The 23,461-nt window shown below is 63.2% G+C and carries 22 protein-coding genes; 11 read left to right on the top strand and 11 right to left on the bottom strand.

The features are described 5' to 3' along the window. The first annotated feature begins 65 nt into the window (after positions 1 to 65). Genes AC1RNN_RS10695 through AC1RNN_RS10665 form a run of 7 tightly spaced genes read left to right on the top strand, consistent with a single transcriptional unit; the run spans position 66 to position 7,716 of the window. The gene (locus AC1RNN_RS10695; protein ID WP_493088866.1) at positions 66 to 1,616 is read left to right on the top strand and encodes a sugar ABC transporter ATP-binding protein; all 1,551 of its coding nucleotides are present in this window, start codon (positions 66 to 68) and stop codon (positions 1,614 to 1,616) included. A 20-nt stretch (positions 1,617 to 1,636) separates the two neighbouring features. Further along, positions 1,637 to 2,620 (top strand): ABC transporter permease, encoded by a 984-nt coding sequence (locus AC1RNN_RS10690; RefSeq protein WP_493088864.1) that lies wholly within the window; start codon positions 1,637 to 1,639, stop codon positions 2,618 to 2,620. 59 nt (positions 2,621 to 2,679) lie between these two features. Continuing rightward, complete coding sequence (locus AC1RNN_RS10685) at positions 2,680 to 3,630, top strand: ABC transporter substrate-binding protein (protein WP_493088862.1); 951 nt, start codon at positions 2,680 to 2,682, stop codon at positions 3,628 to 3,630. Positions 3,631 to 3,686: 56 nt separating this feature from the next. Beyond that, the gene (locus AC1RNN_RS10680; RefSeq protein ID WP_493088860.1) at positions 3,687 to 4,694 is read left to right on the top strand and encodes an aldo/keto reductase; all 1,008 of its coding nucleotides are present in this window, start codon (positions 3,687 to 3,689) and stop codon (positions 4,692 to 4,694) included. 9 nt (positions 4,695 to 4,703) lie between these two features. Next, entirely contained in the window at positions 4,704 to 5,540 is an 837-nt protein-coding gene (locus tag AC1RNN_RS10675; RefSeq protein WP_493088858.1) for an amidohydrolase family protein, read from the top strand. Positions 5,541 to 5,570: 30 nt separating this feature from the next. Continuing rightward, a complete protein-coding gene (locus tag AC1RNN_RS10670) occupies positions 5,571 to 6,581 on the top strand; it encodes a zinc-binding alcohol dehydrogenase family protein (RefSeq protein ID WP_493088856.1) in 1,011 nt (336 codons plus the stop codon). Positions 6,582 to 6,594: 13 nt separating this feature from the next. Then, a complete protein-coding gene (locus AC1RNN_RS10665; RefSeq protein ID WP_493088855.1) occupies positions 6,595 to 7,716 on the top strand; it encodes a mannitol dehydrogenase family protein in 1,122 nt (373 codons plus the stop codon). A 78-nt stretch (positions 7,717 to 7,794) separates the two neighbouring features. On the opposite strand, the gene AC1RNN_RS10660 is transcribed toward AC1RNN_RS10665, so the two are convergent. The 4 genes from AC1RNN_RS10660 to AC1RNN_RS10645 form a co-directional block, all read right to left on the bottom strand. After that, positions 7,795 to 8,370 carry a cob(I)yrinic acid a,c-diamide adenosyltransferase gene (locus tag AC1RNN_RS10660; protein WP_493088853.1) on the bottom strand — a complete coding sequence of 192 codons (576 nt, stop codon included), beginning with the start codon at positions 8,368 to 8,370 and terminating at the stop codon, positions 7,795 to 7,797. Positions 8,371 to 8,437: 67 nt separating this feature from the next. Next, entirely contained in the window at positions 8,438 to 9,493 is a 1,056-nt protein-coding gene (gene rtcA / locus AC1RNN_RS10655; protein WP_493088851.1) for an RNA 3'-terminal phosphate cyclase, read from the bottom strand. Between the two features lie 11 nt (positions 9,494 to 9,504). Next, positions 9,505 to 10,737: an RtcB family protein gene (locus tag AC1RNN_RS10650; protein WP_493088849.1), complete on the bottom strand. Its 1,233-nt coding sequence runs from the start codon at positions 10,735 to 10,737 to the stop codon at positions 9,505 to 9,507. Positions 10,738 to 11,319: 582 nt separating this feature from the next. After that, positions 11,320 to 12,873 carry an RNA-binding protein gene (locus tag AC1RNN_RS10645; protein WP_493088848.1) on the bottom strand — a complete coding sequence of 518 codons (1,554 nt, stop codon included), beginning with the start codon at positions 12,871 to 12,873 and terminating at the stop codon, positions 11,320 to 11,322. A gap of 201 nt (positions 12,874 to 13,074) precedes the next feature. Here AC1RNN_RS10645 and rtcR point away from each other — a divergent pair, with 201 nt between their 5' ends. From rtcR to AC1RNN_RS10625, 4 genes are all read left to right on the top strand, one after another. Further along, positions 13,075 to 14,676, top strand: a complete 1,602-nt coding sequence (rtcR, locus tag AC1RNN_RS10640; RefSeq protein WP_493088846.1) for an RNA repair transcriptional activator RtcR — start codon at positions 13,075 to 13,077, stop codon at positions 14,674 to 14,676. A gap of 62 nt (positions 14,677 to 14,738) precedes the next feature. Continuing rightward, the gene (locus AC1RNN_RS10635) at positions 14,739 to 16,163 is read left to right on the top strand and encodes an FAD-binding oxidoreductase (RefSeq protein ID WP_493088845.1); all 1,425 of its coding nucleotides are present in this window, start codon (positions 14,739 to 14,741) and stop codon (positions 16,161 to 16,163) included. A gap of 78 nt (positions 16,164 to 16,241) precedes the next feature. Beyond that, positions 16,242 to 17,048 carry a transporter substrate-binding domain-containing protein gene (locus tag AC1RNN_RS10630; RefSeq protein ID WP_493088843.1) on the top strand — a complete coding sequence of 269 codons (807 nt, stop codon included), beginning with the start codon at positions 16,242 to 16,244 and terminating at the stop codon, positions 17,046 to 17,048. Between the two features lie 16 nt (positions 17,049 to 17,064). Continuing rightward, on the top strand, positions 17,065 to 17,877 hold the full coding sequence (locus AC1RNN_RS10625; RefSeq protein WP_493088842.1) for an amino acid ABC transporter permease: 813 nt from the start codon (positions 17,065 to 17,067) through the stop codon (positions 17,875 to 17,877). A 32-nt stretch (positions 17,878 to 17,909) separates the two neighbouring features. On the opposite strand, the gene AC1RNN_RS10620 is transcribed toward AC1RNN_RS10625, so the two are convergent. The 7 genes from AC1RNN_RS10620 to AC1RNN_RS10590 all read right to left on the bottom strand — a co-directional run bounded on the left by AC1RNN_RS10620 (position 17,910) and on the right by AC1RNN_RS10590 (position 23,365). Next, on the bottom strand, positions 17,910 to 18,710 hold the full coding sequence (locus AC1RNN_RS10620; protein WP_493088841.1) for a substrate-binding periplasmic protein: 801 nt from the start codon (positions 18,708 to 18,710) through the stop codon (positions 17,910 to 17,912). 4 nt (positions 18,711 to 18,714) lie between these two features. Continuing rightward, positions 18,715 to 19,464, bottom strand: a complete 750-nt coding sequence (locus AC1RNN_RS10615) for an HD-GYP domain-containing protein (RefSeq protein ID WP_493088840.1) — start codon at positions 19,462 to 19,464, stop codon at positions 18,715 to 18,717. Positions 19,465 to 19,484: 20 nt separating this feature from the next. Further along, positions 19,485 to 20,237, bottom strand: a complete 753-nt coding sequence (locus AC1RNN_RS10610; protein ID WP_493088839.1) for a class I SAM-dependent methyltransferase — start codon at positions 20,235 to 20,237, stop codon at positions 19,485 to 19,487. Between the two features lie 72 nt (positions 20,238 to 20,309). Further along, entirely contained in the window at positions 20,310 to 21,269 is a 960-nt protein-coding gene (locus AC1RNN_RS10605) for a ParB/RepB/Spo0J family partition protein (RefSeq protein WP_493088837.1), read from the bottom strand. A 30-nt stretch (positions 21,270 to 21,299) separates the two neighbouring features. Then, positions 21,300 to 21,845, bottom strand: coding sequence for an RBBP9/YdeN family alpha/beta hydrolase (locus AC1RNN_RS10600; RefSeq protein WP_493088836.1), 546 nt, complete (start codon positions 21,843 to 21,845; stop codon positions 21,300 to 21,302). A 64-nt stretch (positions 21,846 to 21,909) separates the two neighbouring features. Further along, positions 21,910 to 22,695: a ParA family protein gene (locus tag AC1RNN_RS10595; protein WP_493088834.1), complete on the bottom strand. Its 786-nt coding sequence runs from the start codon at positions 22,693 to 22,695 to the stop codon at positions 21,910 to 21,912. A gap of 52 nt (positions 22,696 to 22,747) precedes the next feature. Beyond that, the gene (locus AC1RNN_RS10590; protein ID WP_493088833.1) at positions 22,748 to 23,365 is read right to left on the bottom strand and encodes a LysE family translocator; all 618 of its coding nucleotides are present in this window, start codon (positions 23,363 to 23,365) and stop codon (positions 22,748 to 22,750) included. Between the last annotated feature and the right edge of the window lie 96 nt (positions 23,366 to 23,461).

Here is a 23,461-nt window from a genome sequence, read left to right as displayed (position 1 = left end):
TACCAATTAAGCAGATGCCACTGCCCCTGTGTTGACCAGCCCAGGAGTCCGAATTGCCGTCTACCGTGCCAGCCCCCGCCCTTACGCCTGTGCCCAGCCCTGCGGCGGAGCCCCTGGTGTTGCTGCGCCTGGAGGGCATTACCAAACGCTTCCCCGGGGTGCTGGCACTGGATGGTGTGAGCCTGGAGATCCGGCGTGGCGAGGTGCACGCGGTCTGCGGCGAAAACGGTGCCGGCAAATCCACGCTGATGAAAGTCATGTGTGGCCAGTACCAGCCCGACGCCGGTGCCCTGCACTACCGTGGCGAGGTTTGCCAGTTCCGCTCCACCGCCGAATCCGAAGCCGTGGGCATTGCCATCATTCACCAGGAGCTGAACCTGGTGCCCCACCTCACGGTGGCCGAAAACATCTTCCTGGCGCGCGAGCCGCGCAAGGGCTGGCTCATCGACCGCACCGCGCTGCGTCGCAATGCCCAGCAGTGCCTGGACCGACTGGGCCTGGACATTGCACCGGATGTGCTGGTCAAAACCCTGTCGGTGGCGCAACAGCAGATGGTGGAGATCGCCAAGGCGCTGTCGCTGAATGCCCAGGTCCTCATCATGGACGAGCCCACCTCGTCGCTGACCGAATCGGAAACGGAAAAACTGTTCGCCATCATCCACGAGCTCAAGCGTGCGGGCGTGGGTATTGTCTATATCTCACACCGGCTCGACGAGCTGGCGCAGATCGTGGACCGCGTGACGGTGCTGCGCGATGGCCGCTACGTTGACACCGCGCGCTTTGCCGACACGAGTGTGGAGCAGATCGTGGCCAAGATGGTGGGGCGTTCGCTGGACGATGTGTTCCCCAAACGTACATCGGTACCCACTAGCGAGGTGCTGCTTCGCGCACAGGGGCTGACGCGCCAGGGCGTGTTCCACGACGTGAACTTCGAATTGCGGCGCGGCGAAATTCTGGGCTTTGCCGGCCTCATGGGCGCGGGCCGTACCGAGGTGGCGCGCGCCATCTTCGGCGCCGACCCGCTTGACGCAGGCGAGGTGCTGCTGGGCGAGCAGCGCCTGCACATCCGCTCCCCACGCGATGCGGTGCGCCATGGCCTGGCCTACCTGTCGGAAGACCGCAAGCACGACGGCCTGGCGCTGAAGATGAATGTGGCGCAGAACATCACGCTGGCAAACATGGAGGCCATCTCCAACCGCGCCGGCATGATCCGCTTTGAGCAGGAGCAGGCCGCGGCGGCCCGCTATATCGAAGCCCTGGACATACGCACCCCCAGCAGCAGCCAGATCGTGCGCCTGCTCTCGGGCGGCAACCAGCAGAAGCTGGTGATCAGCAAATGGCTGTTCCGCGAATCGCGCATCCTGTTTTTTGACGAGCCCACGCGCGGCATCGACGTGGGTGCCAAGTACGCCATCTACCAGCTGCTGGACCAGCTGGCCGGCCAGGGCATTGGCGTGGTGATGATCAGCTCCGAGCTGCCCGAAATCATGGGCATGACCGACCGCGTGGCCGTGTTCCACGAAGGGCACCTGGTCACCGTGCTCAACACCCGCGAGACCAGCCAGGAGGAAGTCATGCACTACGCCTCCGGCCGCAGCGTGCCCTCCCCCACCTGAAGTTTTCCCCGGACCTCCCCATGACTGAACAACAAAAAGACCTGCTCCAGAAATTTGCCGCGCTGGCCAGCCTGCTGGGCCTGATCGTGATCTTCTCCTTCACCAGCAATGCCTTCTTCACCGTGGGCAACGGCATGACCGTGGCGCTGCAGGTCACCTCCATCGCCTACCTGGGCATTGCCGCCACCTGCGTGATCATTACCGGCGGCATTGACCTCTCGGTAGGCGCCATCCTGGCGCTGGCCGGGGTAGTGGCCGCCATGGCCACCAAGGCCGGCGCGCCTGTGCCGCTGGCCATGTTGGCTGGCCTGCTGGTGGGGGCCGGATGCGGCCTCATCAACGGCCTGTGCGTGACAGTGCTCAAGCTGCCGCCCTTCATTGCCACGCTGGGCATGATGCTGGTCGCACGCGGTGTGGCGCTGCAGATCACCGATGCCAAAGCCATTGGCGGCCTGGGCGACAGCTTTGCCGAGCTGGGTAATGGCTCGCTGTGGCGCGTAGTGAACATAGGCGCAGACGGTTTTCCTGACGTAGTGTTCGTCGGCATTCCCTACCCCGTGCTGCTCATGATCGTTCTGGCGGTGGCCGTATCCATTTTGCTGAACCGCGCCACGCTGGGCCGCCACCTGTATGCGGTGGGCTCCAACCTGGAGGCCGCGCGCCTCTCGGGTGTGAATGTGCAGCGCGTCACGCTGTTTGCCTATGTGTTCTCGGGCCTGCTGGCGGGCATGACGGGCTGCGTGCTGATGTCGCGCCTGGTCACCGCCCAGCCCAGCGAAGGGCTGATGTACGAGCTGGACGCGATTGCAGCCTCCGTGATTGGCGGCACCTCGCTCACGGGTGGCGTAGGAACGATCTCGGGCACCGTCATCGGCGCCTTTGTGATTGGCATTCTGCGCAACGGCTTGAACATGGGCGGCGTCTCCGCCTTCACCCAACAAATTCTGATTGGCCTGGTCATCCTGCTTGCCGTGTGGATCGACCAAATGCGCCATCGCAAGTGATCCCTACCGGCAGGGCTTACCGGGACATCCACAACAACCCATCGATAAAGAGGAATGACATGAACAAACGCACATTGCTGAGCACCCTGATCGCGTCCACGCTGGTGGCCGCATCATCCCTGGCCTTGGCCGCCGACAAAGAAATCGCCGTCATCGTGAAGACGACCAACTCCGACTTCTGGCAAAACGTGAAGAAAGGCTCCAACGACGCTGCAGCCAAGTCCAAGGGCTACACCGCCACCTTCCAGGGCGCGGCTTCCGACACCGACCTGGCGGGCCAAGTGGCCCTGGTGGAAAACGCCGTAAACCGCAAGGTGGCCGGCATTGTGTTGGCCCCGTCTGACCCCGATGCGCTGATCCCTGCCATGAAGAAAGCCTGGGAAGCGAAGATCCCCGTGGTGCTGATTGACTCCGCCGCGTCCGATGCCGGCAAGGCCTACTACCAGTCCTTCCTGGCCACCGACAACAAGGTCGCCGGTGAGATGTCTGCCAAGACCCTGATCGACAAGATCGGCACCACCGGCAAGATCGCCATCATGTCGTACACCGCCGGTTCGGGCTCCGAAATCGGCCGCGTGGGTGGTTTCACCGACTACATCAAGAAGCACTCCAAGCTGCAGATCGTCGGCCCCTTCTATTCCAACTCGCAAATGGGTACCGCGCTGAACCAGACCACCGACGTGCTGGCCGCGAACCCGGACCTGAAAGGCATCTTCGGCGCCAACGAACCCACTGCCATCGGCATGGGCCGCGCGCTGGCACAGGCAGGCAAGGCGGGCAAGGTGGTGGCCATAGGCTTCGACGGCAACGCCGACCTGCAAGCCTTCGTGAAGGACGGCACGATCGAAGCCATCGCCGTGCAGAGCGCCTACGAGATGGGCAACCTGGGCGTGAAGACCGTGGTGGAACTGGTGGAAGGCAAGAAGGTTCCCGCCTTCCGCGACACCGGTGTGTTGATGGTGAACAAAAAGAACATCGACACCCCCGCGGCCAAGAACGTCCTGTACTAAGCCTCTTTCCCACTCCTCACGCACACCTCCGGCGCCACACGCCGGGGGCAGGCCTTATGCACACCACGGATTCCCGAACCCTTCCCCGCGTGGACCTGCGGCTGACCGCCCTCGGCCTGGGCTGCTCGCAGATGGGCGGCCTGTACCGGGCCACCAGCGACCGCGAGGTGGCAGACGTCTTTGCCAGCGCCTGGGCTGCCGGCGTGCGCTACTTCGACACTGCGCCCTACTACGGCTACACGCGCTCGGAGCACAAGCTGGGTGCCCAGTTGGCCGACTGTCCGCGCAATGAGTTCGTGGTGAGCACCAAGGTGGGCCGGCTACTGCGCCCAGATGCCAGCGTGGCACCGGGGGACGGCGGCTGGGCCAACCCCTACCCGTTTCGCCCGGTGTACGACTACAGCTACAGCGGCGTGATGCGCTCGTTTGAAGACAGCCAGCAGCGCCTGGGGCTGGCACACATCGACATCCTCTATGTGCACGACATTGGCCGCGACACCCATGGTGAGCAACACGCGCACTACTGGCAGCAGCTGACCACGGGCGGCGGCTTTCGCGCGCTGGACGCCTTGCGCGCCAGCGGCGCCGTCAAGGCCGTGGGCCTGGGTGTGAACGAATGGCAGGTGGTGATGGACAGCATGCGCGAGTTCGACCTGGACTGCACCATGCTGGCCGGCCGCTACACCCTGCTGGAGCAGGAGAGCCTGACCCCTTTTCTGGATGAATGCCTGCGCCGTGGCCACGCCATCGTGGCGGCGGGCCCGTTCAACTCCGGCATCCTGGCCGGCAACACCAAATTCAATTACGCCGAAGCCCCGCCCGCCGTGGTGGCGCGCGTGCAGGCACTGGCGAGTACCTGCGCCGAATTCGAGGTACCGCTGCAAGCGGCAGCCCTGCAGTTTCCGCTGGCCCACCCTGCGGTGGTGAGTTGTGTGACCGGCATTCGCACCGCTGCGCAGCTGGAGCAGAACGTGGCCTGGCTGGAGCACCCCCTCCCCGCCGCGCTGTGGGAGACCCTGCGCGCGCGCGACCTGCTGCACCCGGACGCGCCGGTCCCCGCCTGAGGCACCACCATGCTCATCGACGCCCACCAACACTTCTGGCACCTGGCAGACCGCGCCGGCCACTGGCCACCGGCCACGCTGGCCGCCATCTACCGCGACTTCGGCCCAGCCGACCTGCAGCCTGCGCTGGCCCAGTGCGAAGTCGCCGGCACAGTGCTGGTGCAGTCCCTGCCCACGGTGGCCGACACGCACTACATGCTGGAGGTGGCCCAGCAGACCCACTTTGTACTGGGTGTGGTGGGCTGGGTGGATCTGCTGGCGGAGGATGCCCCCGCACAAATCGCCCGGCTGGCAAGCCACCCCAAACTCAAGGGCCTGCGCCCCATGTTGCAGGACCTGCCAGACACACAATGGATTGCCAACCCCGCGCTGGACCCGGCCATTGCCGCGATGCAGGCCCAGGGTCTGGTGTTTGACGCGCTGGTATTGCCGCAGCACCTGGACGCCCTGCTCACATTCAGCCAGCGCCACCCCGGGCTGTCCATCGTCATCGACCACGCAGCCAAACCCGAAATAGCGCTGCGCCGCCTGGACCCCTGGCGCAGCCAGATGGCCGCACTGGCGGCGCTACCCCAGGTGCACTGCAAGCTCTCTGGCCTGCTCACTGAGGCCGGCGCCCACCCCAGCGCCGAACTGCTGGGCCCCTATGTGGAACACCTACTGGACTGTTTTGGCCCGCAACGCCTGGTATGGGGTAGCGACTGGCCCGTGCTGGAACTGGCCGGGGACTACCACGGCTGGCTGGCCATGGCGCAAGCCCTGTGCAAGGCACACCCCGGTGTGGACCACGCGGCACTGGCCGCCATCTTTGGCGGCAACGCGCGCCGCCTCTACCGCCTGAACTGAACCGATCAACCCGATTTTTCTGAGGACCCTATGCTGACCGTCATTTGCGAAACCCCCGGCACCCTGCGTGCCATGGAAGGGCCCGCCCCACAACGTGGGGACGACGAGGTGCTGGTGCGCATCCGCCGCGTGGGCGTGTGCGGGACCGACCTGCACATCTTCACCGGCAACCAGCCCTACCTGGCCTACCCGCGCGTGATGGGCCACGAGTTCTCCGGCACGGTGGAAGCCGCGCCACCCGACAGCCCGCTGCAACCTGGCGACACGGTGTTTGTCATGCCCTACCTCTCCTGCGGCGAATGCGTGGCCTGCCGCCAGGGCAAGACCAATTGTTGCGTCAACATCCAAGTGCTGGGCGTGCACCGCGACGGCGCTTTCACCGAATACCTGAGCGTGCCCGCGCAGTTTGTGCACAAGGCCGAGGGCGTGAGCCTGGACCAGGCCGCCATGGTGGAGTTTCTGTCCATCGGCGCCCATGCCGTGCGCCGCGCAGATGTTCAGCCCGGCCAACGGGTGCTGGTCGTGGGCACTGGGCCGATTGGCATGGCCGCGCTGCTGTTTGCCAGCCTGCGCGGCGGCCAGGTCACTGCGCTGGACACGCGGGCAGAGCGCGTGAAGTTTTGCCAGCAGCACCTGGGCGCACACGCCGGGGTGCTGATCGGTGAGAACGACCTGGAAGAGCTGCGCACATTGACCAACGGCGACTTCTACGACGTGGTGTTTGACGCCACCGGCAACGCCCGCGCCATGGAGCGCGGCTTCCAGTTCATCGCCCATGGGGGCAAGTACGTCATGGTGTCGGTGGTGCGCGACAGCATCACGTTCTCCGACCCCGAGTTCCACAAGCGCGAGGCGACGCTCTTGGGCAGCCGCAACGCCACCATGGAAGACTTTGAGACAGTGCTGAGCGCCATGCGCGCCGGCCAGATCCCCACTGCAGCACTCAACACCCACCGCATGGCGCTGGCCGAGGTGCCCACCGCATTCCAGACCCTGCTGGACCCGGCGCAGGGCGTGGTGAAGGCACTGATCGAATGCTGAGCAGAAAGCCCGCGTGAGCACACCCATCCTCCAGTTCGGTACCGGGCGCTTTCTGCAGGCGCATGTGGACCTGTTCGTCTCGCAAGCCCTTGCACAAGGCCAGGCGCTGGGCAGTATCACCGTGGTGCAGAGCACCGGTAGCCCGCAAAGCACGGCGCGCGCCGCCGCGCTGGCCCGCGGCTACCGCGTGGAAGTGCGCGGCATGCAGGCCGGCCAGCGCGTGGAGGAAGACGTAGCCGTGAACGCGGTGCAGGCAGTCTGGCACGCGGACCGCGACTGGGCCCTGCTGCGCAACGCCATGGCGGGCCCGGTGCAGGTCATCGTGTCCAACACGGCGGACACCGGCTATGCGCTGGACAGCGCCGATTCCGCCGCCCTGCTGCACGCCCCCGACACCACACCGCGCAGCTACCCGGCCAAGCTGCTGGTGCTGCTGCGCCACCGCTGGCAGCAACAACCCGAAGCGCCGCTCACGCTGTACCCGTGCGAACTGGTGAGCCGCAATGGCGACACGCTGCGCGCCATCGTCAGCACCCTGGCGCAGGACTGGGGTGCCGAACCCGCATTCGTCCATTACCTGCAGGCGCACTGCGTCTGGGTCAACTCGCTGGTGGACCGCATCGTGTCTTCACCGCTGGAGCCCGCCGGTGCGGTGGCCGAGCCCTATGCGCTGTGGGCCATCGAGCGGCAAGACCTCATGGTGCTGCCCTGCACCCACCCGGCCGTGGTGGTCACCGACAACTTGCCCGCCTTCGAGCAGCGCAAGCTGTGGCTGCTGAATCTGGGCCACACCTTTCTGGCCGAGCGCTGGCAGCAGCTGGATAGCCCAGCCGAGATGACGGTGGTGCAGGCCATGCACACGCCCGCCCTGCGCACGCCGTTGGAAGCCGTGTGGGCCGATGAGGTGCTGCCGGTGTTTGACGCGGAAGGTACCGGCACCGAGGCGCGCCACTATCTGGAGGAACTGCGCGACCGCCTGCTCAACCCCTTCCTCGAGCACCGCCTGGCCGACATCGCCAAGAACCACGCCGAGAAGAAACTGCGGCGCCTGGCACCCGTGGTGCAGCGAGCAACGGAGCTGCGGCTGCCCGTAGCGCAAACGCAGCTGCGCAATGCGCTGGGCATGGGGATCTGAGGATTTTTTGGCTCTAGCCAGCGTGGAATCTGCGCAAACAGCTATGAATTTGGTAGCAAATACGTTTGCGCTGCGAACTCATTCAGCAGCCCGCTGCATGCGCTCGCTCTTCCAGTACACGTCGTCGCCCACCGTGCCATCGGTGCGGTAGCGGTTGAGCACGCGGGCCAGCACAAACATCAGGTCCGACAGGCGGTTGAGGTACTGCCGCGGCGTGTCCTTCAGCGTCTCCTGCGCTTCCAGCGCCACCACGGCGCGCTCGGCCCGGCGCGCCACGGTGCGGCACACATGGGCCTGGGCGGCAGCGCGCGTGCCTGCCGGCAGGATGAACTCCTGCAGACGTGGCAGGTTCGCGTTGTGCTCCGCCAGCGCCTCGTCCAGCGCCAGCACGGCCTCGGGCTTGAGCAGCTCGTAGCCGGGAATGGACAGCTCACCGCCCAGGTTGAACAGCTGGTGCTGGATCTCCACCAGCAGCGTGCGCACGCCCTCGGGCATGGGCTCGCACAGCAGCAGGCCGATGTGGCTGTTGAGTTCGTCCACATCGCCCATGGCGTGCACGCGCAGGCTGTCTTTGGACACGCGGGTGTTGTCACCCAGCCCGGTGGTGCCGTTGTCTCCGGTGCGGGTGGCGATTTGGGTGAGTCGGTTGGCCATGGGGGTTCCTGGAGTCTGGAAAGCAACTATCGTAAACGTCACCACCAAGCCAAGCCAGACGGCCCAGCTATCGTCTCACCACGCACACACGGTAACCCGACTCCTTCTCGGTCATCTCAAACGTCACAGGCAGGAAGGCTTCAATCACACGCGCATTGGTGCGGGTGTGTTCAGACAACGTAGTCGCCCAGTACTGTCCGGGTCGTCCCTGCAGAGTGGCCAGGGCCATCGGAATCATGAGCTGGTCTGCCAGGTGCTCGCCCACTGGGGCCTGATGCGCCAGATAGTCTTTCACCTCTCTCAGCACCTGGCGCGCAACTTCTTCCGCGCCCACACCTTTTTCTCCATAGGCAGTTGCCACTTCGGTGATGTGCTCGTACCGCAAGATCACTTGCAAAACATTGCCAGGACCTTCATTGCTGCGAAGACCTCGGTTGCGCAGTTGCGAGTCGGACCAATCCAGCGCGCGCTGCAGCACCCCCAGCTCGCGCTCGGCCACATTCCTCGCAATGCCTGCGTGCAAGACCTCCGCCCAGGTATCCACCGCCTCGCCACGCTGCATCAAGTCGATCGCCGCGAGACCATCAGCCGGAGGTTGAATGTCTACATGCACCTCGCCCCCACCTGCAGGATAAAAACCGTGGCGCTGCAACTCCATGCTGAACAGGGCCGGACCCTGGCCGGCAAAATGGGGCGCCGTGTGCTGCAGGAAACTGAATGAAGGCGCCATGGGGTTATGCGTACCCCCCTGCAGTACCAGTTTGGAGGGCTGGGCCGCCATGACCAACGGCCACAGCACCGTCTGCAACACCAACATGCAACTGCCTGCCGAACCCACGGCAAACGTGAAGTCACCGCCCTGGACCGGGCCAGGCTGAAACACCAGATGCGTGGCACCCAATCCCACAGGGCTTCCGTCCTGCGCAAGCGCCCGGGAATTCGCGCCACCCACAGCCACTGCCGCCTGCACGCAAGCCAAGTGCTGGCGCATAAGGCCTGGTTTGGGGCGCTTGGCGCGGATGTTGGCCAGCGCGAAAGGCTGTTGCGTCACCAAACTCAGGGCCAAAGCCGTACGCAAGATCTGGCCACCGCCTTCGCCTTGCGAACCGTCGATTTCAATCACTTCTTCTCCCCCTAACCTTTCACGCACACGATCTGTTTCAGGGTGTAAACCACTTCGACCAAATCGTTCTGCGCCGCCATCACGGCATCGATATCTTTGTAGGCCATCGGGATCTCGTCGATCACGTCGGCATCCTTGCGGCACTCCACGCCTTCGGTGGCGCGCACCTGGTCTTCCACCGTGAACAGCTTCTTGGCCTTGGTACGGCTCATGGTGCGTCCGGCACCGTGGCTACAACTGTTGAAGCTGTCCGGGTTCCCCTTGCCGCGCACGATGAAACTCTTGGCGCCCATGCTGCCGGGAATGATGCCCAGCTCACCCGCCTTCGCGCTCACCGCACCCTTGCGGGTCACATACACATCCTGACCGAAGTGGGTTTCCTTCTGCACATAGTTGTGGTGGCAGTTCACGGCCTCCAGATGCGTATCGAACGGCATGGCAATCACCTTGCGCAGCGCGCCGATCACGGCCTGCATCATCACTTCACGGTTCAGGCGCGCAAATTTTTGCGCCCAGCCCACGCCGCGCACATAGTCACCAAAGTACTGGGCGCCCTCTTCCAGATAGGCGAGATCCTGGTCTGGCAGGTTGCGCTGATGCTGCTCCGCGTCCTTCTTGGCCAGCTCAATGAACAGATTGCCAATAGCACCACCCACGCCACGAGAGCCGCTGTGCAGCATGATCCACACGCCACCGGCCTCATCCAGGCAGATTTCGACAAAGTGGTTGCCACCGCCCAGCGTGCCCATGTGGCGGTGGTTGTTGGTGTTTTTCAGACGTGGGTAGTCCAGGCAAATGGCATCGAATTCGTCCACCAGTTGCGCCCATGCGGTATCCGCCGTCACGGGTGGGTTGGTCCAGGCACCCACTTCGCGGTTGGAGCCATGGCGACGAAACTGCTTGGGGGCAGAACCATGGGGCACTGCCTTTTCAATCTCGGTGCGTAGCGGGCCCAGGTTGTCCGGCAGGTCCGCGGCCACCAGCGTGGTCTTGCAAGCCATCATGCCGCAACCAATATCCACTCCCACAGCAGCAGGAATGATGGCCTTCAATGTAGGCACCACACTGCCAATGGTGGCGCCGATGCCGTAGTGCACATCCGGCATCACAGCCACGTGGCTGAACACAATAGGCAACTTGGCCGTGTTTTCCAGCTGGCGCTGGGCGGACTCTTCAATGGGTACGCCGTTAGTCCACATCTTGACGGGTACGCCGCCTTCTACTTCGAGTTGTTGGTAGTTCATGATTCCTCTCCTGTTTTGATAAGAATGGATGACGAGCGGGTGTGAAATGTTTTTCCGCCACTTGTTGCCAAGCTGGGGCTTGAACCCAGACCCTATGTTTTGCGACACAGGAGCGCTAACGCGCCGCGTTTACCTGTAATTTCACGGGCATTCATCCAAAAACTTTGGATGGCTTGCAGTGACCAAAGTGCTGAAATATGTTTCGTGCTCTGCCAGACTGAGCTACGGTGATGCAGTGAACTTCAGCGAAGTCCGCCATACCCCCGACGGGATTCGAACCCGTGACATCGGCATTAAGAGTGCTGTAATTTCAGCGGCATTCGCCACAAACCATCCAAAGTTTTTGTTCTGACAAAGCGTTGTTACAAGCGCGACGAGATTGATGAGATTTCATGTACAGCCAAGTTACCTGTGCTGCACATGGCCAGAGTCGAACCGGCTATTCCGATGTAATCCCATCAGCATTCGCGCTTGCAACAACGCTCTGTTTCAGAGCCCCCGCCTGAGGACAAACGGTTGGTGTGATCCTACAGTTTGGATGTAATCACGCCGGCATTCCTCAGGCGACGACACGCTTCCTTTCTACAAAGTCGTTTCCTCAATCACCCCCACCCAGTGGTCAGGCCCGAGTTCACCTGCGGCAAACACGGCCAATACCTTGAACACTTCGTCAGTAAAGCCTCCGATGTTCAAGATGTCCGGCCGCTCTGCCGCTTGCGTGTGGGCATACGGCTGGATATCAATGCACACCAGCTTGGCCTGTGGGTTGCGTTGCTTGAACACCTCCCACTCCTGCATGGTTTGCGTTGCACCGCGGCGTTTGCCATCCACCCAGGATTCGTTGTCCGAAACCAATACCACCAGATCTGCAAACACCTTGTCGGCATTCAACTGGGCCAGCGGCGCGGCACAGTTCGTGCCACCACCACCCACCGCAGCCAGCTTGCCCGCATTGGTCATCACCGAGTCACGCGGATTCAGCGACAACTTCACCACCTTCTGCTCGAAGGGCAGCACCAGAGTGCCAGGATTCTTGCGTAGCAAGGCCGCAGCCACGAGAGCAGCCACATCGATACAGCGCACAGCCGACGTTGCGGAACCACGCTGACCCGTAACAGCCGTGCTCATGGAGCCCGACACATCGGGACACACCACTACACGCCCTGCCATGGTTGGCACGTTTTGCAGCGCGATCTCCATGGCATCCTGCAAAGCCTCACGCACCGCCAATGGCACACCCTCGCCAGTTGCCGTAAATGCGGCCATCAGCTGGTACGGCAGGACACGTGCCTTGGCAATGCCCTCCGCATCACGCAGTTTGTCGGCAATCGCCTGCGTGGCAGGTTCGTCATCAAACACACCATGCCGCGCAAAGGTGTTCAGGTTCTGACGCACCATCTGCCAGGATCCTTGCAGTGCAACAGATGTCCATTGCGCAGTATTCAAGTCCAGCGCCGTCAGCATCTGAAACGGAACTTTGGGCACAGTAGCCACGGGTTGCTTCTTGTAGGCTTCAAGCTCCTGCGTCACTGAAGGCAATTGGGCAGCTTCATAGTCACGACCAATCAACCAGGCAAACCAGGCGGCACGCCAGGCTTCCTGCGGCTTGGGGTGAACCATCTTGACCACATCGGCCAAGGAAGGTGCCGAACCCACACTTGCGTTCAGCAACTGCGCTTCCGTAGCATTGCACAGCCACGCCTGCACCAGCTTTTTGGGGCGCGAACCCAGCGACTTGCGACCCACCTGGCCGCTGCGCAGGATCTGGACCACATTGCGCAACATCTTGCCGCCGTCCACCACACGAGAGAAAGCAGCCGCGAACAGTGCCACATCCCGTACAGCCAATGTCGCCAGCAGCAGCGCAGGCATGTCTTTCATATGGCCGCGTTCACGGGCATAGATGGCGGTTTGAGCCACAAACTTCGCATCCACCTGCGCGGCCAGCTCCAAAACTTTGTCGAGTTGCTGTGCAGCACCTGCGTAATAGGTGTTGCTCAGGCAGCCCGTGGTTGCCAGCTGTGCGAGTGCCTGTTTGGGGCTCAGGCTGTATGCCACGCCACCGGCCTCGTTCACTGTGTTCGCAGCGGGCAGGAATTTGCCCTTGATGGTTTGAAAAAGCTGCGTGTTAACCATGTTGTGCTCCTTGTTTGCATTCACCGAAACGCGGTGACGGAACATCTATTGCACTTGGTGTGCCAACTTTCAAAAAGCACCTCTATCGTTGACTTAACTATTTGATTTATAAAGATTTAATTTTTTTCCACGCAACAATTGCCACATCGACAGCGAGATCAATCAAGAAATACCTAGATTTTTAGCTAGTAAACTAGCCAAATGAAAAAGACTGTTGTCATCGGATTCCTCGGCACGCAACTTGATTCCGGCCAAAGTGCGGCGCGTTGGGAGAAATGGCGACCTACGTTGGCCCTTACGCAGCATGAGGATCTGGTTATTGACCGGCTGGAGCTATTTCATGACCGGCGCCACCTGACATTGGCAGAGCTGGTGCAAAAGGACATTGCGCAGACCTCCCCCAACACCGAGGTGAAGTTGGTAGAGATGAACCTCGCCAATCCCTGGGACTTTGGTGAGGTGTACGCAGCGCTCTACGACTGGGCATCTGACTATCCCTTCGACACGGCGAACGAGAACTACCAGGCCCATATCACCACCGGCACCCACGTGGCGCAGATCTGCCTGTTTCTGCTGGTGGAGGCGCGTTTCCTCCCCGGGGTTCTTCTGCAAACTGCGCCGCCCCGCGGACGCCAAGGCCGCGGTCCGGGCAGCCATGAAATCATCGACCTGGATCTGTCGCGTTACGACGCCATCAATCAGCGGATGCACAGCGCACAGCAGGACGCGCTGAACTTTCTAAAGAGTGGCATCGCTACGCGCAACGCCAAGTTCAATGCACTGATTGAAGAGGTGGAGTGCGTGGCCGGCCAAAGCAAAGCCCCGATGCTGCTGACCGGCCCCACCGGTGCCGGCAAATCCATGCTGGCGCGGCGCGTATTCGAGTTGAAGAAGGCTCGCCACCAACTCGAAGGCAGCTTTGTCGAAATCAACTGCGCCACGCTGCGTGGTGACGGTGCTGGTTCTACCCTGTTTGGCCACCGCAAAGGGGCTTTCACAGGCGCCGCCGCAGACCGCCCAGGCCTATTGCGTGCCGCGCACCAAGGCTTGCTATTTCTGGATGAGATCGGCGAACTGGGACTGGACGAACAAGCCATGCTGCTCAAGGCGGTAGAAGAAAAACGCTTCTTCCCCATGGGCTCCGACAAGGAAGTCCAGAGCGATTTCCAACTCATCGCTGGCACCAATCGGGACTTGCGACTGGAGATACGTGCGGGGCGCTTTCGCGAAGACCTGTTTGCACGTATCAACCTCTGGACCTACACGCTGCCTGGTCTGGCGCAGCGGCGCGAAGACATAGAGCCCAATGTGGACCACCAGCTGCGCAATGCGTCTCAAGAGTTGGGCAAGCAAATGCGCTTGACCGCAGAGGCGCGCGCGGCCTATTTGCGTTTTGCTACCGCCCCCGAAGCTCTCTGGAGCGGCAACTTCCGCGATCTAAGCGCATCCGTCACGCGTCTGGCCACACTGGCGGAACACGGGCGCATTGGTATCGGTTTGGTCGAAGCCGAAATCCAGCGTCTGCGCTGGCAATGGAGCGATCTGCAAGATGCGAGCGCTGGCCGAGCAGATGTTGCTGATCTGGAGACCTTGTTGGGAGACCGCGCTGCACAGCTGGATCATTTTGATCTGCTGCAGCTGCAATCCGTGGTGACAGTGTGCCGGGCACAGTCATCACTGAGTGACGCGGGCCGGGTACTGTTCGATGTGTCGCGAACCCAGCGCAGTGTGGTGAACGATGCGGACCGGCTGCGCAAGTACCTGCTGAAATTCGGACTGGACTGGGATTCGGTTTCGCGCTGAACCGGCGCGCGCCGCACATCGGTTTGGATCAAAATGGGGCCTGCCCGCATTGGAGACACCCCATGAACGCCCCCACCACGCTGACCCATGTGCTGCCCGAAGTCCACGCCCGCGAGGTGCCCCAAGCCCTGCTCGACGCCCTACAAGCCCGCTTCGGCGCCCAGTTCTCTACGGCCCTGGTGGTGCGTGAGCAACATGGGCGCGATGAGTCGGCGTTTGACATTCCGCCGCCTGCGGCCGTGGTCTTTGCGCAGAGCACGCAGGACGTGAGCGATGCCGTGAAACTGGCTGCGCAGTACCAGGTGCCTGTCATCCCCTTTGGCGTGGGCTCCTCGCTCGAAGGCCACTTGCTGGCCGTGCAAGGTGGCATCAGCCTGGATGTGAGCCGCATGGACGCGGTGCTGTCCATCAACGCCGAGGACCTGACGGTGACCGTGCAGCCCGGTGTGACGCGCAAGGCGCTCAACGAGGCAGTGAAGAGCACGGGCCTGTTCTTCCCCATCGACCCCGGTGCCGACGCCACCATTGGCGGCATGAGCGCCACGCGCGCCAGCGGGACCAACGCCGTGCGCTACGGCACCATGCGCGAGAACGTGCTGGCGCTGGAGGTGGTGACGGCTAGCGGCGAAGTGATCCGCACTGGCACACGTGCCAAGAAGTCGTCGGCCGGCTACGACCTGACGCGCCTGCTGGTGGGCAGCGAGGGCACGCTGGGCGTGATCACCGAGGTTACCGTCAAACTCTACCCGCTGCCCGAAGCCGTGATGGCCGCCACCTGCTCGTTCAACAGCTTGGCCGACGCGGTGAACACCACCATCCAGCTCATCCAGCTTGGCGTGCCGATTGCGCGCTGCGAGCTGCTGGACGCCAACACCATCCGCATGGTCAACGCGCACTCCAAGCTCACGCTGCGCGAAGGCGCGATGCTGCTGATGGAGTTCCACGGCTCACCCGACAGTGTGAAGGAACAGGTGCAGACCGTGCAGGACATTGCAGCCGAGTTTGGCGGCGCGGCCTTTGAGTGGGCCGAGACGCCCGAGGAGCGCACCCGCCTCTGGACCGCGCGGCACAACGCGTACTTTGCCGGCGTACAGTCGCGCCCGGGCTGCAAGGCCATCACCACCGATGCCTGCGTGCCGATTTCGCGGCTGGCCGACGCACTGCTGGACAGCGTGACCGAAGCGCAGACCGCCGGCATTCCCTACTTCCTGGTCGGTCACGTGGGCGACGGCAACTTCCACATGGGGTACCTGATCGACCCCAACCTGCCTGCCGAAAGGGAACTGGCCGAGACGCTGAACCACCAGCTGGTGGAACGCGCGCTCAAGCTGGGCGGCACCTGCACGGGCGAGCACGGCGTGGGCCTGCACAAGCAGGGCTTTCTGGTGGAAGAAACGGGCAATGGCGCGGTGGAGATGATGCGCACCATCAAGCGCGCGCTGGACCCGCACAACATCCTGAACCCGGGAAAGATTTTTTCGCTATAACTTTAGTAGCTATTTGCGCATATTCCATGGGGGATAGCGCCCGATTTCATTCATACAATCGTTGATTTGGAGCTTCACTTGACCCCTTCCCGCCGCCTCACCCTTGCCGCCAGCCTGCTTGCCACCCTGGGCGCCTGGTCGTTCAACGCTGCTGCCCAAGCCCTGCCCGACCTCAAGGGCCGCACCATTGTGGCGGTGACCGAGAACGCCTACCCGCCCCTGAACTTCAAGGATCCCAAGACCGGCCAAAGCGTGGGCTGGGAGTACGACGTGTTCAACGAGATTGGCAAGCGCCTCAATGCCAAGGTGGACTGGAAGCTGACCAGCTGGGACACCATGATCGAGGCCGTGCGCAAGGGCCAGTTCGACGTGGGTATGGACGGCATCACCATCAAGGATGACCGCAAAAAGCAGGTCGATTTCTCCGACGCCTACATGGTGTCCGAGCAGTTCATGATGGTGCGCGCCAACGAAAAGCGTTTTACCGATGCCAAGGGCTTCAAGGCCAATGCCAAATTGCTGGTGGGCGCGCAGGGCGGCACCACCAACTTCTACACTGCGGTGTACGAGGTGCTGGATGGCAACGAGAAGAACCCGCGCATCAAGTTGTACGAAACCTTTGGCTTGTCCATGCAGGCGCTCAAGGCCGGTGACGTGGACACGGTGCTGACCGACGGCGTGTCGTCCCAAGGCTACGTGAAGGCCTACCCCGACATCTACAAGGTGGTGGGCAAGCCCATGGGCCGTGAGGAGTTTGGCTTCATTTACAAAAAGGGCTCGGACTTGGTGAAGCCCATCAACGCCGCCATCAAGCAGATGAAGGCCGACGGCACGCTGAAGAAGTTCGACCAGAAATGGTTTGTGGACTACAAGCTGAACCAGTAATCGAGGAAACTGCCCCGTGCAGATTCTTGTGGGCTCGGAGTCGTCCGAGCGCCCTTACTGGCTGATCGCCCTGGGACTGATCAGCGCTGCATTTGTGGCGCTGGCCATTGCCGACGGGCGCTATGGCTTCATCTTCCAGACCCTGGCCGAAGGCCTGTGGACCACCGTGTATGTGGCGGTCATCAGCTTTGCGCTGGCGGCCGGCCTGGGGCTGTTGCTGGCCTTGGCCAGCCTGTCCCCGCGCATCTGGTTGCGCCAGGGTGCACGCTTCTACATCGAGGTCATCCGCGGCTTGCCTGCGCTCGTCATCCTGCTCTACGTCACCTTTGTGGGGGCGCCGGCCGTGGTCAACCTGTACCAGTGGGCGTGTGAGGGCTGGATTGCCAGGGAATGGCTGCCCGATGTGCAGGTGCGCGATGTGTCCAACACCGTGCGCGGCATCGTGGCGCTGGCGCTGGCCTACAGCGCGTTTCTGGCGGAGGTTTTCCGCGCCGGGCTGCAGAGTGTGGAGCGCGCACAGATCGAAGCCGCCCAGGCCATCGGCCTGAGCCGCTGGCTCACGTTCCGGCTGGTGGTGTGGCCGCAGGCGGTGCGCCGTGTGCTGCCGGTGTTGGGCAATGACTTCATCGCCATGGTGAAGGACTCGTCGCTGGTGTCGGTGCTGGGCGTGAACGACATCACCCAGCTGGGCAAGTTGTATGCGTCCAGCTCTTTCCTGACCGTGGAAACCTACAACGTGGTGGCGGTGCTGTACCTGATGCTGACCATCACGCTGTCACTGCTGCTACGCCGCCTGGAGCGGCACCTGAAGCAGCGTGGCGCGGGTTAAGCGCTGGTTGAGCGCGGGGCTGCAAGCAACCCTTATTTGCAGCCGATCTGGTCGGCCGACACCGGGCAAGGCACGTAGCGTTCGCGGATCTGGCGCAACTCGCCGTCCTTGACCATGGCGTCCAGCGCGCGGTCGAACTCTGCGGCGAAATGGGGCGTCAGTGCCTTTTTGCTCAGGGCAAACATGCCGGGCTCGGAGGTGGTGACGATGGGCGTCTTCACGATGGCTTGTGATAGACCGAGGGACTGCAGCTCCAGCAGGCCAGTCGTCTCGTCTGCAATAAGGCCGTCGAGCCGGTCCATGTCCATCATCTGCCAGGCACCACGCCGCACGGTGAAGGGGGTGAGCTGGGCTGTAAAGCGCGGGTCTTTTTGCAGGGCCTCAAAGGCGGGACCATAGGCCACACCAATTTGCGCCCCCAAACGGAAGGACGTCCCCACCAAATCCGCGAGCTTGCTGACCTTGTATTTTTCGGCGGCTGCCTTGCGCATGAACAGCACATTGGGCGAGCGATTCACCGGCCGGGAGAACATGGCATAGACCTCGCGCTCAGGCCGTCGCAGGGCACCGGGCAGGATGTCGAGGTAGCCCTCTTCCAGTTCCACCAGGGCGCGGGCCCAAGGCCGCTCGACAAACTGCGGCTGGCAGCCCAGGCGCTTGAGGGCTGCGCGTACGGTGTCTACATGCAGGCCCTTGAGTTCGCCATCCGGGCCGCGGAAGGCATAGGGCGCATCGTCCGACCAGCGAACGGTCTTGGTGCAATCGGCGGCGGAGGCAGTGGCAGCCCCCAGGCCCAGCACCAGGGCCCACAGCCAGGGCGTCAGAACACGCACCGGCTCAGATCACCGCCACTTCGGCAATGGCGTTGGCCATGTACTCGATCTTCTGTTGCATGTCGGCTTCGGTGTCGGCATTGCGCTGGGCGATGGTGCGGAATTCCTCGTGCGTGGCGAGGAAGGCGTCCACCACGTCGGGGTCAAAGTGGGTGCCCCGGCCGTCGGTGATGACTTCGACCGCGCGCTCGTGTGAGACGCCGTCCTTGTAGACCTTGTTGCTGATCAGCGCGTCGTACACATCGGCCAGCGCCACGATGCGGGCAGACAGCGGAATCTGCGCGCCCCACAAGCCCTTGGGATAGCCGGAGCCGTCCCACTTCTCTTGGTGGCAGAGAGTGATTTCCTTGGCGATGGAGAGCAGCGGCGATACGCGGCCCAGCGTCTTCTCGGCGCGCGCCAGTGCGTCGTGGCCCAGCGTGGTGTGGGTGCGCATGATGGCGACTTCCTCGGGCGTGAGGCGGCCGGGCTTGAGCAGGATGCGGTCAGGAATGCCCACGGTGCCCATGTCGTAGATCGGCACGCTGGTGATCAGCATTTCCACATAGGTGGGGGTGAGCACCTCGGCGTGTGCGGGCAGGGCCTGCAGCTGGGTGCACAGCGCGCGCACATAGCGCTGCACGCGCAGCATGTGGCTTTCGGTGTCCGAATCGCGCAGCTCGGCCAGCGTGGCCAGGGCAAACACCACCACCTGCGTGGCCTGCAGTGCATCGACGGGGTCCAGGGTGGAAGTCACAGCGGTTTCGGACGTCATACGGGTTCTCCTGCGGGCGCCTACAGCGGCGCCCGGTACAGCCACACCATTCTGCCACCGGGCGTGCGCCATGCGGCGGTGGATGCGAGCTCTTTGGCCTCAAATTCCAGGCTCACCAGCCAAGCGCCGGGGCGCAGCTCGGCGCGCGCCTTGGCCACGGCGCGCGGCATGCTCTCGGGCCGCTGGAACAGGTAGACCATGTCGTAGCCCGACCAATCGGCCTGCCAGATATCACCCCGGCGCACGCGCGCCCAGGGGCAGCGCAGCGCACACAGCCAGCGCAGCGGCCAGCTCCACTCCAGCCCGTGCAACGTGGCCTGCGGGTAGACCAGGCGCAGCGCCTGCAAGCCGTGGCCCAGGCCACTGCCGGCGTCCAGCACCAGTGCGCCCGCGGGCAGCGGTGCGTGCTGCGGCAGATCCTGCAAGGCATCGCGCGGTGTGGGGAACAGCGGCGCATCGCGCCAGGCGTTCACGGGGTAGACCAGCAGCAGCAAACCCAGCGGCACCAGCCAGGCCCAGGCCGGCACGGCGCTGCCGCCCACCAGGCCCAGCGTGAGCGCCAGCGACACGGGAAAGCCCACCGCAATGAGGAGGCGCCGCCACCAGCTGCCGCCCCACAGGCTGAACGCCACACCGGCCGCACTGGCCAGCGCCAGTGCCCAGGGCAAGGCCAAGCCCTGCTCCCACACGGTGCGAAACAGCGTCCAGCACAACGCCCAGGCCAGCACGGCCGGCAGCGGCCAGGGCCAGTGGGCGGGGTTGAAGCGCTGCATGGCGGGTTTAGATGCAAAAAGAGCCGCCAGCCCACATGGAATGTGCGCGAGCAGCTCCTGATTTCATAGCGATCAGCGGTTGCCGCCGGGCGCCAGACGTTCGATGAGACCGTTGAGTTCGTCCAGCGAACCGAACTGGATCACCACCTCGCCCATTTCCTCGATGCGGCCATGGCGCTTGACGCGCTTTTTCACCAGCACCTCGACCTGCGCCATCAGCAGGTCCGACAGTTCTTCTTCCACGCGCTTCAGGTCGCGCGATTTTTCCTTGGTCGGCTTTTGCGGCTGCAGGGAGAACTCGGCGCTGAGCTTCTTCACCAGGCTCTCGGCCTCGCGCACCGACATCTTCTTGGTGGCAATCTGGTTGGCGGCCGTGATCTGCGTGGCGCGGTCCAGCGCGAGCAGCGCGCGCGCATGGCCCATATCCAGGTCGCCGGCCATCAGCATGGTCTGCACCGGGTCGGCCAGATTCAGCAGGCGCAGCAGGTTGCTGGCAGCGCTGCGCGAGCGGCCCACGGCCTGGGCGGCGGTCTCGTGCGTGAGGCCGAATTCCTTGATCAGACGCTGCAGGCCCTGCGCTTCTTCCAGCGGGTTCAGGTCTTCGCGCTGGATGTTCTCGATGAGCGCCATGGCAGCGGCGGCCTCGTTGGGCACATCGCGCACCAGCACCGGCACGCTGTCCAGCCCGGCCAGCTTGGCCGCACGGAAGCGGCGCTCGCCGGCGATGATTTCATAGATAGGGCGCTTCTTGCCGTCGCCAATATGCTTGGCTGCATCGGCCTCGTCCAACTGCCGCACCAGGATGGGCTGCATGATGCCCTGGGCCTTGATGCTCTCGGCCAGTTCGTACAGCGCGCCCTCGTCCATGCGTGTGCGCGGCTGGTAGACGCCGGCCACCATGTCGCCCAGCAGCAGGGTGTTGGGCGTGCCGGGGTTAGACGGTGCCGCGTCCGCCGCGGGCGTGTCCTTCACCTTGGGGCCCAACAGCGCCTCCAGGCCCATGCCCAGTCCCTTGGGTTTCTTCGTGACCATGTTCTTCTCTTCTTTCTTTGAAATTCGGGTTCAGGCGGTGCGGGCGATCAGGGCCTGCAAACGGGTGTGGCCATCAGCCCAGTCGCCCAGGCCGGTGTCGGCGTTGATGTGGCCGGCCGCGCCGTAATCGATGAATTCAGCGCCCCAGGCGGCGGCAAATTGTTGGGCGCGGGCGAAGCTGCAATACGGATCGTTCTGGCTGCCCAGTAGTTCAGCAGCAAAGGGCAGCTTGTCCATGACCACGGGCCACCAGCTCTTCAACGCGGCGCGCAGTTCTTCGCGCTCGGGGTCGCCCGGCGCCACGAGGAAGGCGGCCTGCACCTTGTGCGTGTTCTGCGAATGCTGCGCCCAGGCGGCGGTGAGCATGCAGCCAAGGCTGTGCGCCACCAGCACCACGGGCGTGGGCGCGGTCAGCACGGCTTCTTCCAGCTGCATCATCCAGTCACCGCGCAAGGGCTGCATCCAGTCGTGCTGCTGCACGCGGGTGTAGCCGTGCAGCGCCTCCCAGCGGCTTTGCCAGTGGGCAGCGCCCGAGTTTTGCCAGCCTGGCAGGATGAGGACAGTGGGGTCGGACATGGTTTGCTATGAATTCAGGAGCTGCTTGTGCAATAAGGACGTGGGCTAGCGGCCAATTCGACTATTACATAGTCTTGATACGCTCCACCATCTCTTCGGCAAAGGTCACAAAGGCCTGCGCGCCCTTGGAGGCCGGGTCAAAAACCACGCCGGGCACGCCGTAGCTGGGCGCCTCGGCCAGACGCACATTGCGGGGGATGACGGTGTTGAACACCTTGTCGGCAAAGTGGGCCTTGAGCTGGTCGCTGACCTGCTGCTGCAGTGTGATGCGCGGGTCGAACATGACGCGCAGCAGGCCGATGATCTGCAGGTCGTCATTGAGGTTGGCCTTGACCTGCTTGATGGTGTTGACCAGATCGGTCAGGCCTTCGAGCGCAAAGTATTCGCACTGCATGGGCACGATGACGCCGTGGGCGCAGCACAGGCCGTTCAGCGTCAGCATGCTCAGGCTTGGGGGGCAGTCGATCAGCACAAAGTCGTATTCGGCATCGACCACGGCCAAGGCCTGCTTGAGACGCTTCTCGCGGCGCTCCACTTCCACCAGCTCCACCTCGGCGCCGGCCAGTTCGCGGTTGGCACCCAGAATGTCGTAGCCGCAACCACCTTCGATGAGCTTCTCGCTCTTGGCGCGCGCTTCGGCCACCGAGGCGGATTCGAGCAGCACGTCGTAGATGGTGAGTTCGAGCTTGCGCTTGTCCACGCCCGAGCCCATGGTGGCATTGCCTTGCGGGTCCAGGTCAATCATCAGCACGCGCTGGCCCACCTTGGCCAGACCGGCCGCCAAATTGACAGTGGTGGTGGTCTTGCCAACGCCACCTTTTTGGTTGGCAACGCAGAAAATTTTGGCCATAGAGCGCTTTACGTGAAGAGACTAGAAAACGGGAATGGAGAGAGACAGGCGCTCAACGCGACTGCAGGGCCAGCTTGATGCCGAAGCCAACCAAAAACAGGCCAGCCACCTTTTCGAGCACACGGCCAATGGTGGGGTTGGCGCGCATGCGCTCGGCCAGAAAGTGGGTGAGCAGCGTGGCGCCCAGGCCATACAAAAAGGTGAGGAAGGCGATGGTGGCGGCCATGAAGCCGTAGGTCACCAGGCCCTGGCCGGTGGCGCGATCCACAAACAGCGGGAAGAAGGCCATGTAGAACAGAATGGCCTTGGGGTTGAGCAGGGTGATCAAAAAGGCCTGGTTCAGGTAGTGCCCAGCCTTGATGTTGAGAATGGGCGCCGCACCGGGTTTGGCGGTCAGCATCTTGAAGCCCAGAAAGGCGAGGTACGCAGCACCCGCCCACTGCACGGCATGGAAGGCTTCGGGGTAGGCGGCCAAAAGCGCAGCCACACCGGCCACCGCCGACCACATAAGTACCTGGTCACCCAGGATGACGCCCAGCGTGGCGGCCAATCCGCCCGTGATGCCGCCCTTGCTGGTGGACGTCACCAGCGCCAGATTGCCCGGGCCGGGAATGGCCAGGAACACGATAACTGTGATGACAAAAGTGCCGTAATCGGTGACGCCGAGCATGGGAATTTTCTTTCAGGGGAAGGAGTGAGTTTACGTTGGAAAACTCTGGGGGCTTTTTTGGCGTGGATGCAGTGTTGTTCGGAAGTTATTTCTGGA

The sequence above is a fragment of the Rhodoferax sp. GW822-FHT02D07 genome (genome assembly GCF_058802405.1).
The sequence above is the reverse complement of the archived record's forward strand: the minus strand, read 5'-3'. Positions and strand labels throughout refer to the sequence as shown.

Bases quoted from the DNA above. Each gene is read 5' to 3' on its own strand.
- AC1RNN_RS10690 (WP_493088864.1), top strand. From the start codon at position 1,637: ATGACTGAACAACAAAAAGACCTGCTCCAGAAATTTGCCGCGCTGGCC.
- AC1RNN_RS10685 (WP_493088862.1), top strand. From the start codon at position 2,680: ATGAACAAACGCACATTGCTGAGCACCCTGATCGCGTCCACGCTGGTG.
- AC1RNN_RS10680 (WP_493088860.1), top strand. From the start codon at position 3,687: ATGCACACCACGGATTCCCGAACCCTTCCCCGCGTGGACCTGCGGCTG.
- AC1RNN_RS10675 (WP_493088858.1), top strand. From the start codon at position 4,704: ATGCTCATCGACGCCCACCAACACTTCTGGCACCTGGCAGACCGCGCC.
- AC1RNN_RS10670 (WP_493088856.1), top strand. From the start codon at position 5,571: ATGCTGACCGTCATTTGCGAAACCCCCGGCACCCTGCGTGCCATGGAA.
- AC1RNN_RS10660 (WP_493088853.1), bottom strand. From the start codon at position 8,370: ATGGCCAACCGACTCACCCAAATCGCCACCCGCACCGGAGACAACGGC.
- AC1RNN_RS10650 (WP_493088849.1), bottom strand. From the start codon at position 10,737: ATGAACTACCAACAACTCGAAGTAGAAGGCGGCGTACCCGTCAAGATG.
- AC1RNN_RS10645 (WP_493088848.1), bottom strand. From the start codon at position 12,873: ATGGTTAACACGCAGCTTTTTCAAACCATCAAGGGCAAATTCCTGCCC.
- rtcR (WP_493088846.1), top strand. From the start codon at position 13,075: ATGAAAAAGACTGTTGTCATCGGATTCCTCGGCACGCAACTTGATTCC.
- AC1RNN_RS10635 (WP_493088845.1), top strand. From the start codon at position 14,739: ATGAACGCCCCCACCACGCTGACCCATGTGCTGCCCGAAGTCCACGCC.
- AC1RNN_RS10615 (WP_493088840.1), bottom strand. From the start codon at position 19,464: ATGACGTCCGAAACCGCTGTGACTTCCACCCTGGACCCCGTCGATGCA.
- AC1RNN_RS10610 (WP_493088839.1), bottom strand. From the start codon at position 20,237: ATGCAGCGCTTCAACCCCGCCCACTGGCCCTGGCCGCTGCCGGCCGTG.
- AC1RNN_RS10605 (WP_493088837.1), bottom strand. From the start codon at position 21,269: ATGGTCACGAAGAAACCCAAGGGACTGGGCATGGGCCTGGAGGCGCTG.
- AC1RNN_RS10600 (WP_493088836.1), bottom strand. From the start codon at position 21,845: ATGTCCGACCCCACTGTCCTCATCCTGCCAGGCTGGCAAAACTCGGGC.
- AC1RNN_RS10595 (WP_493088834.1), bottom strand. From the start codon at position 22,695: ATGGCCAAAATTTTCTGCGTTGCCAACCAAAAAGGTGGCGTTGGCAAG.
- AC1RNN_RS10590 (WP_493088833.1), bottom strand. From the start codon at position 23,365: ATGCTCGGCGTCACCGATTACGGCACTTTTGTCATCACAGTTATCGTG.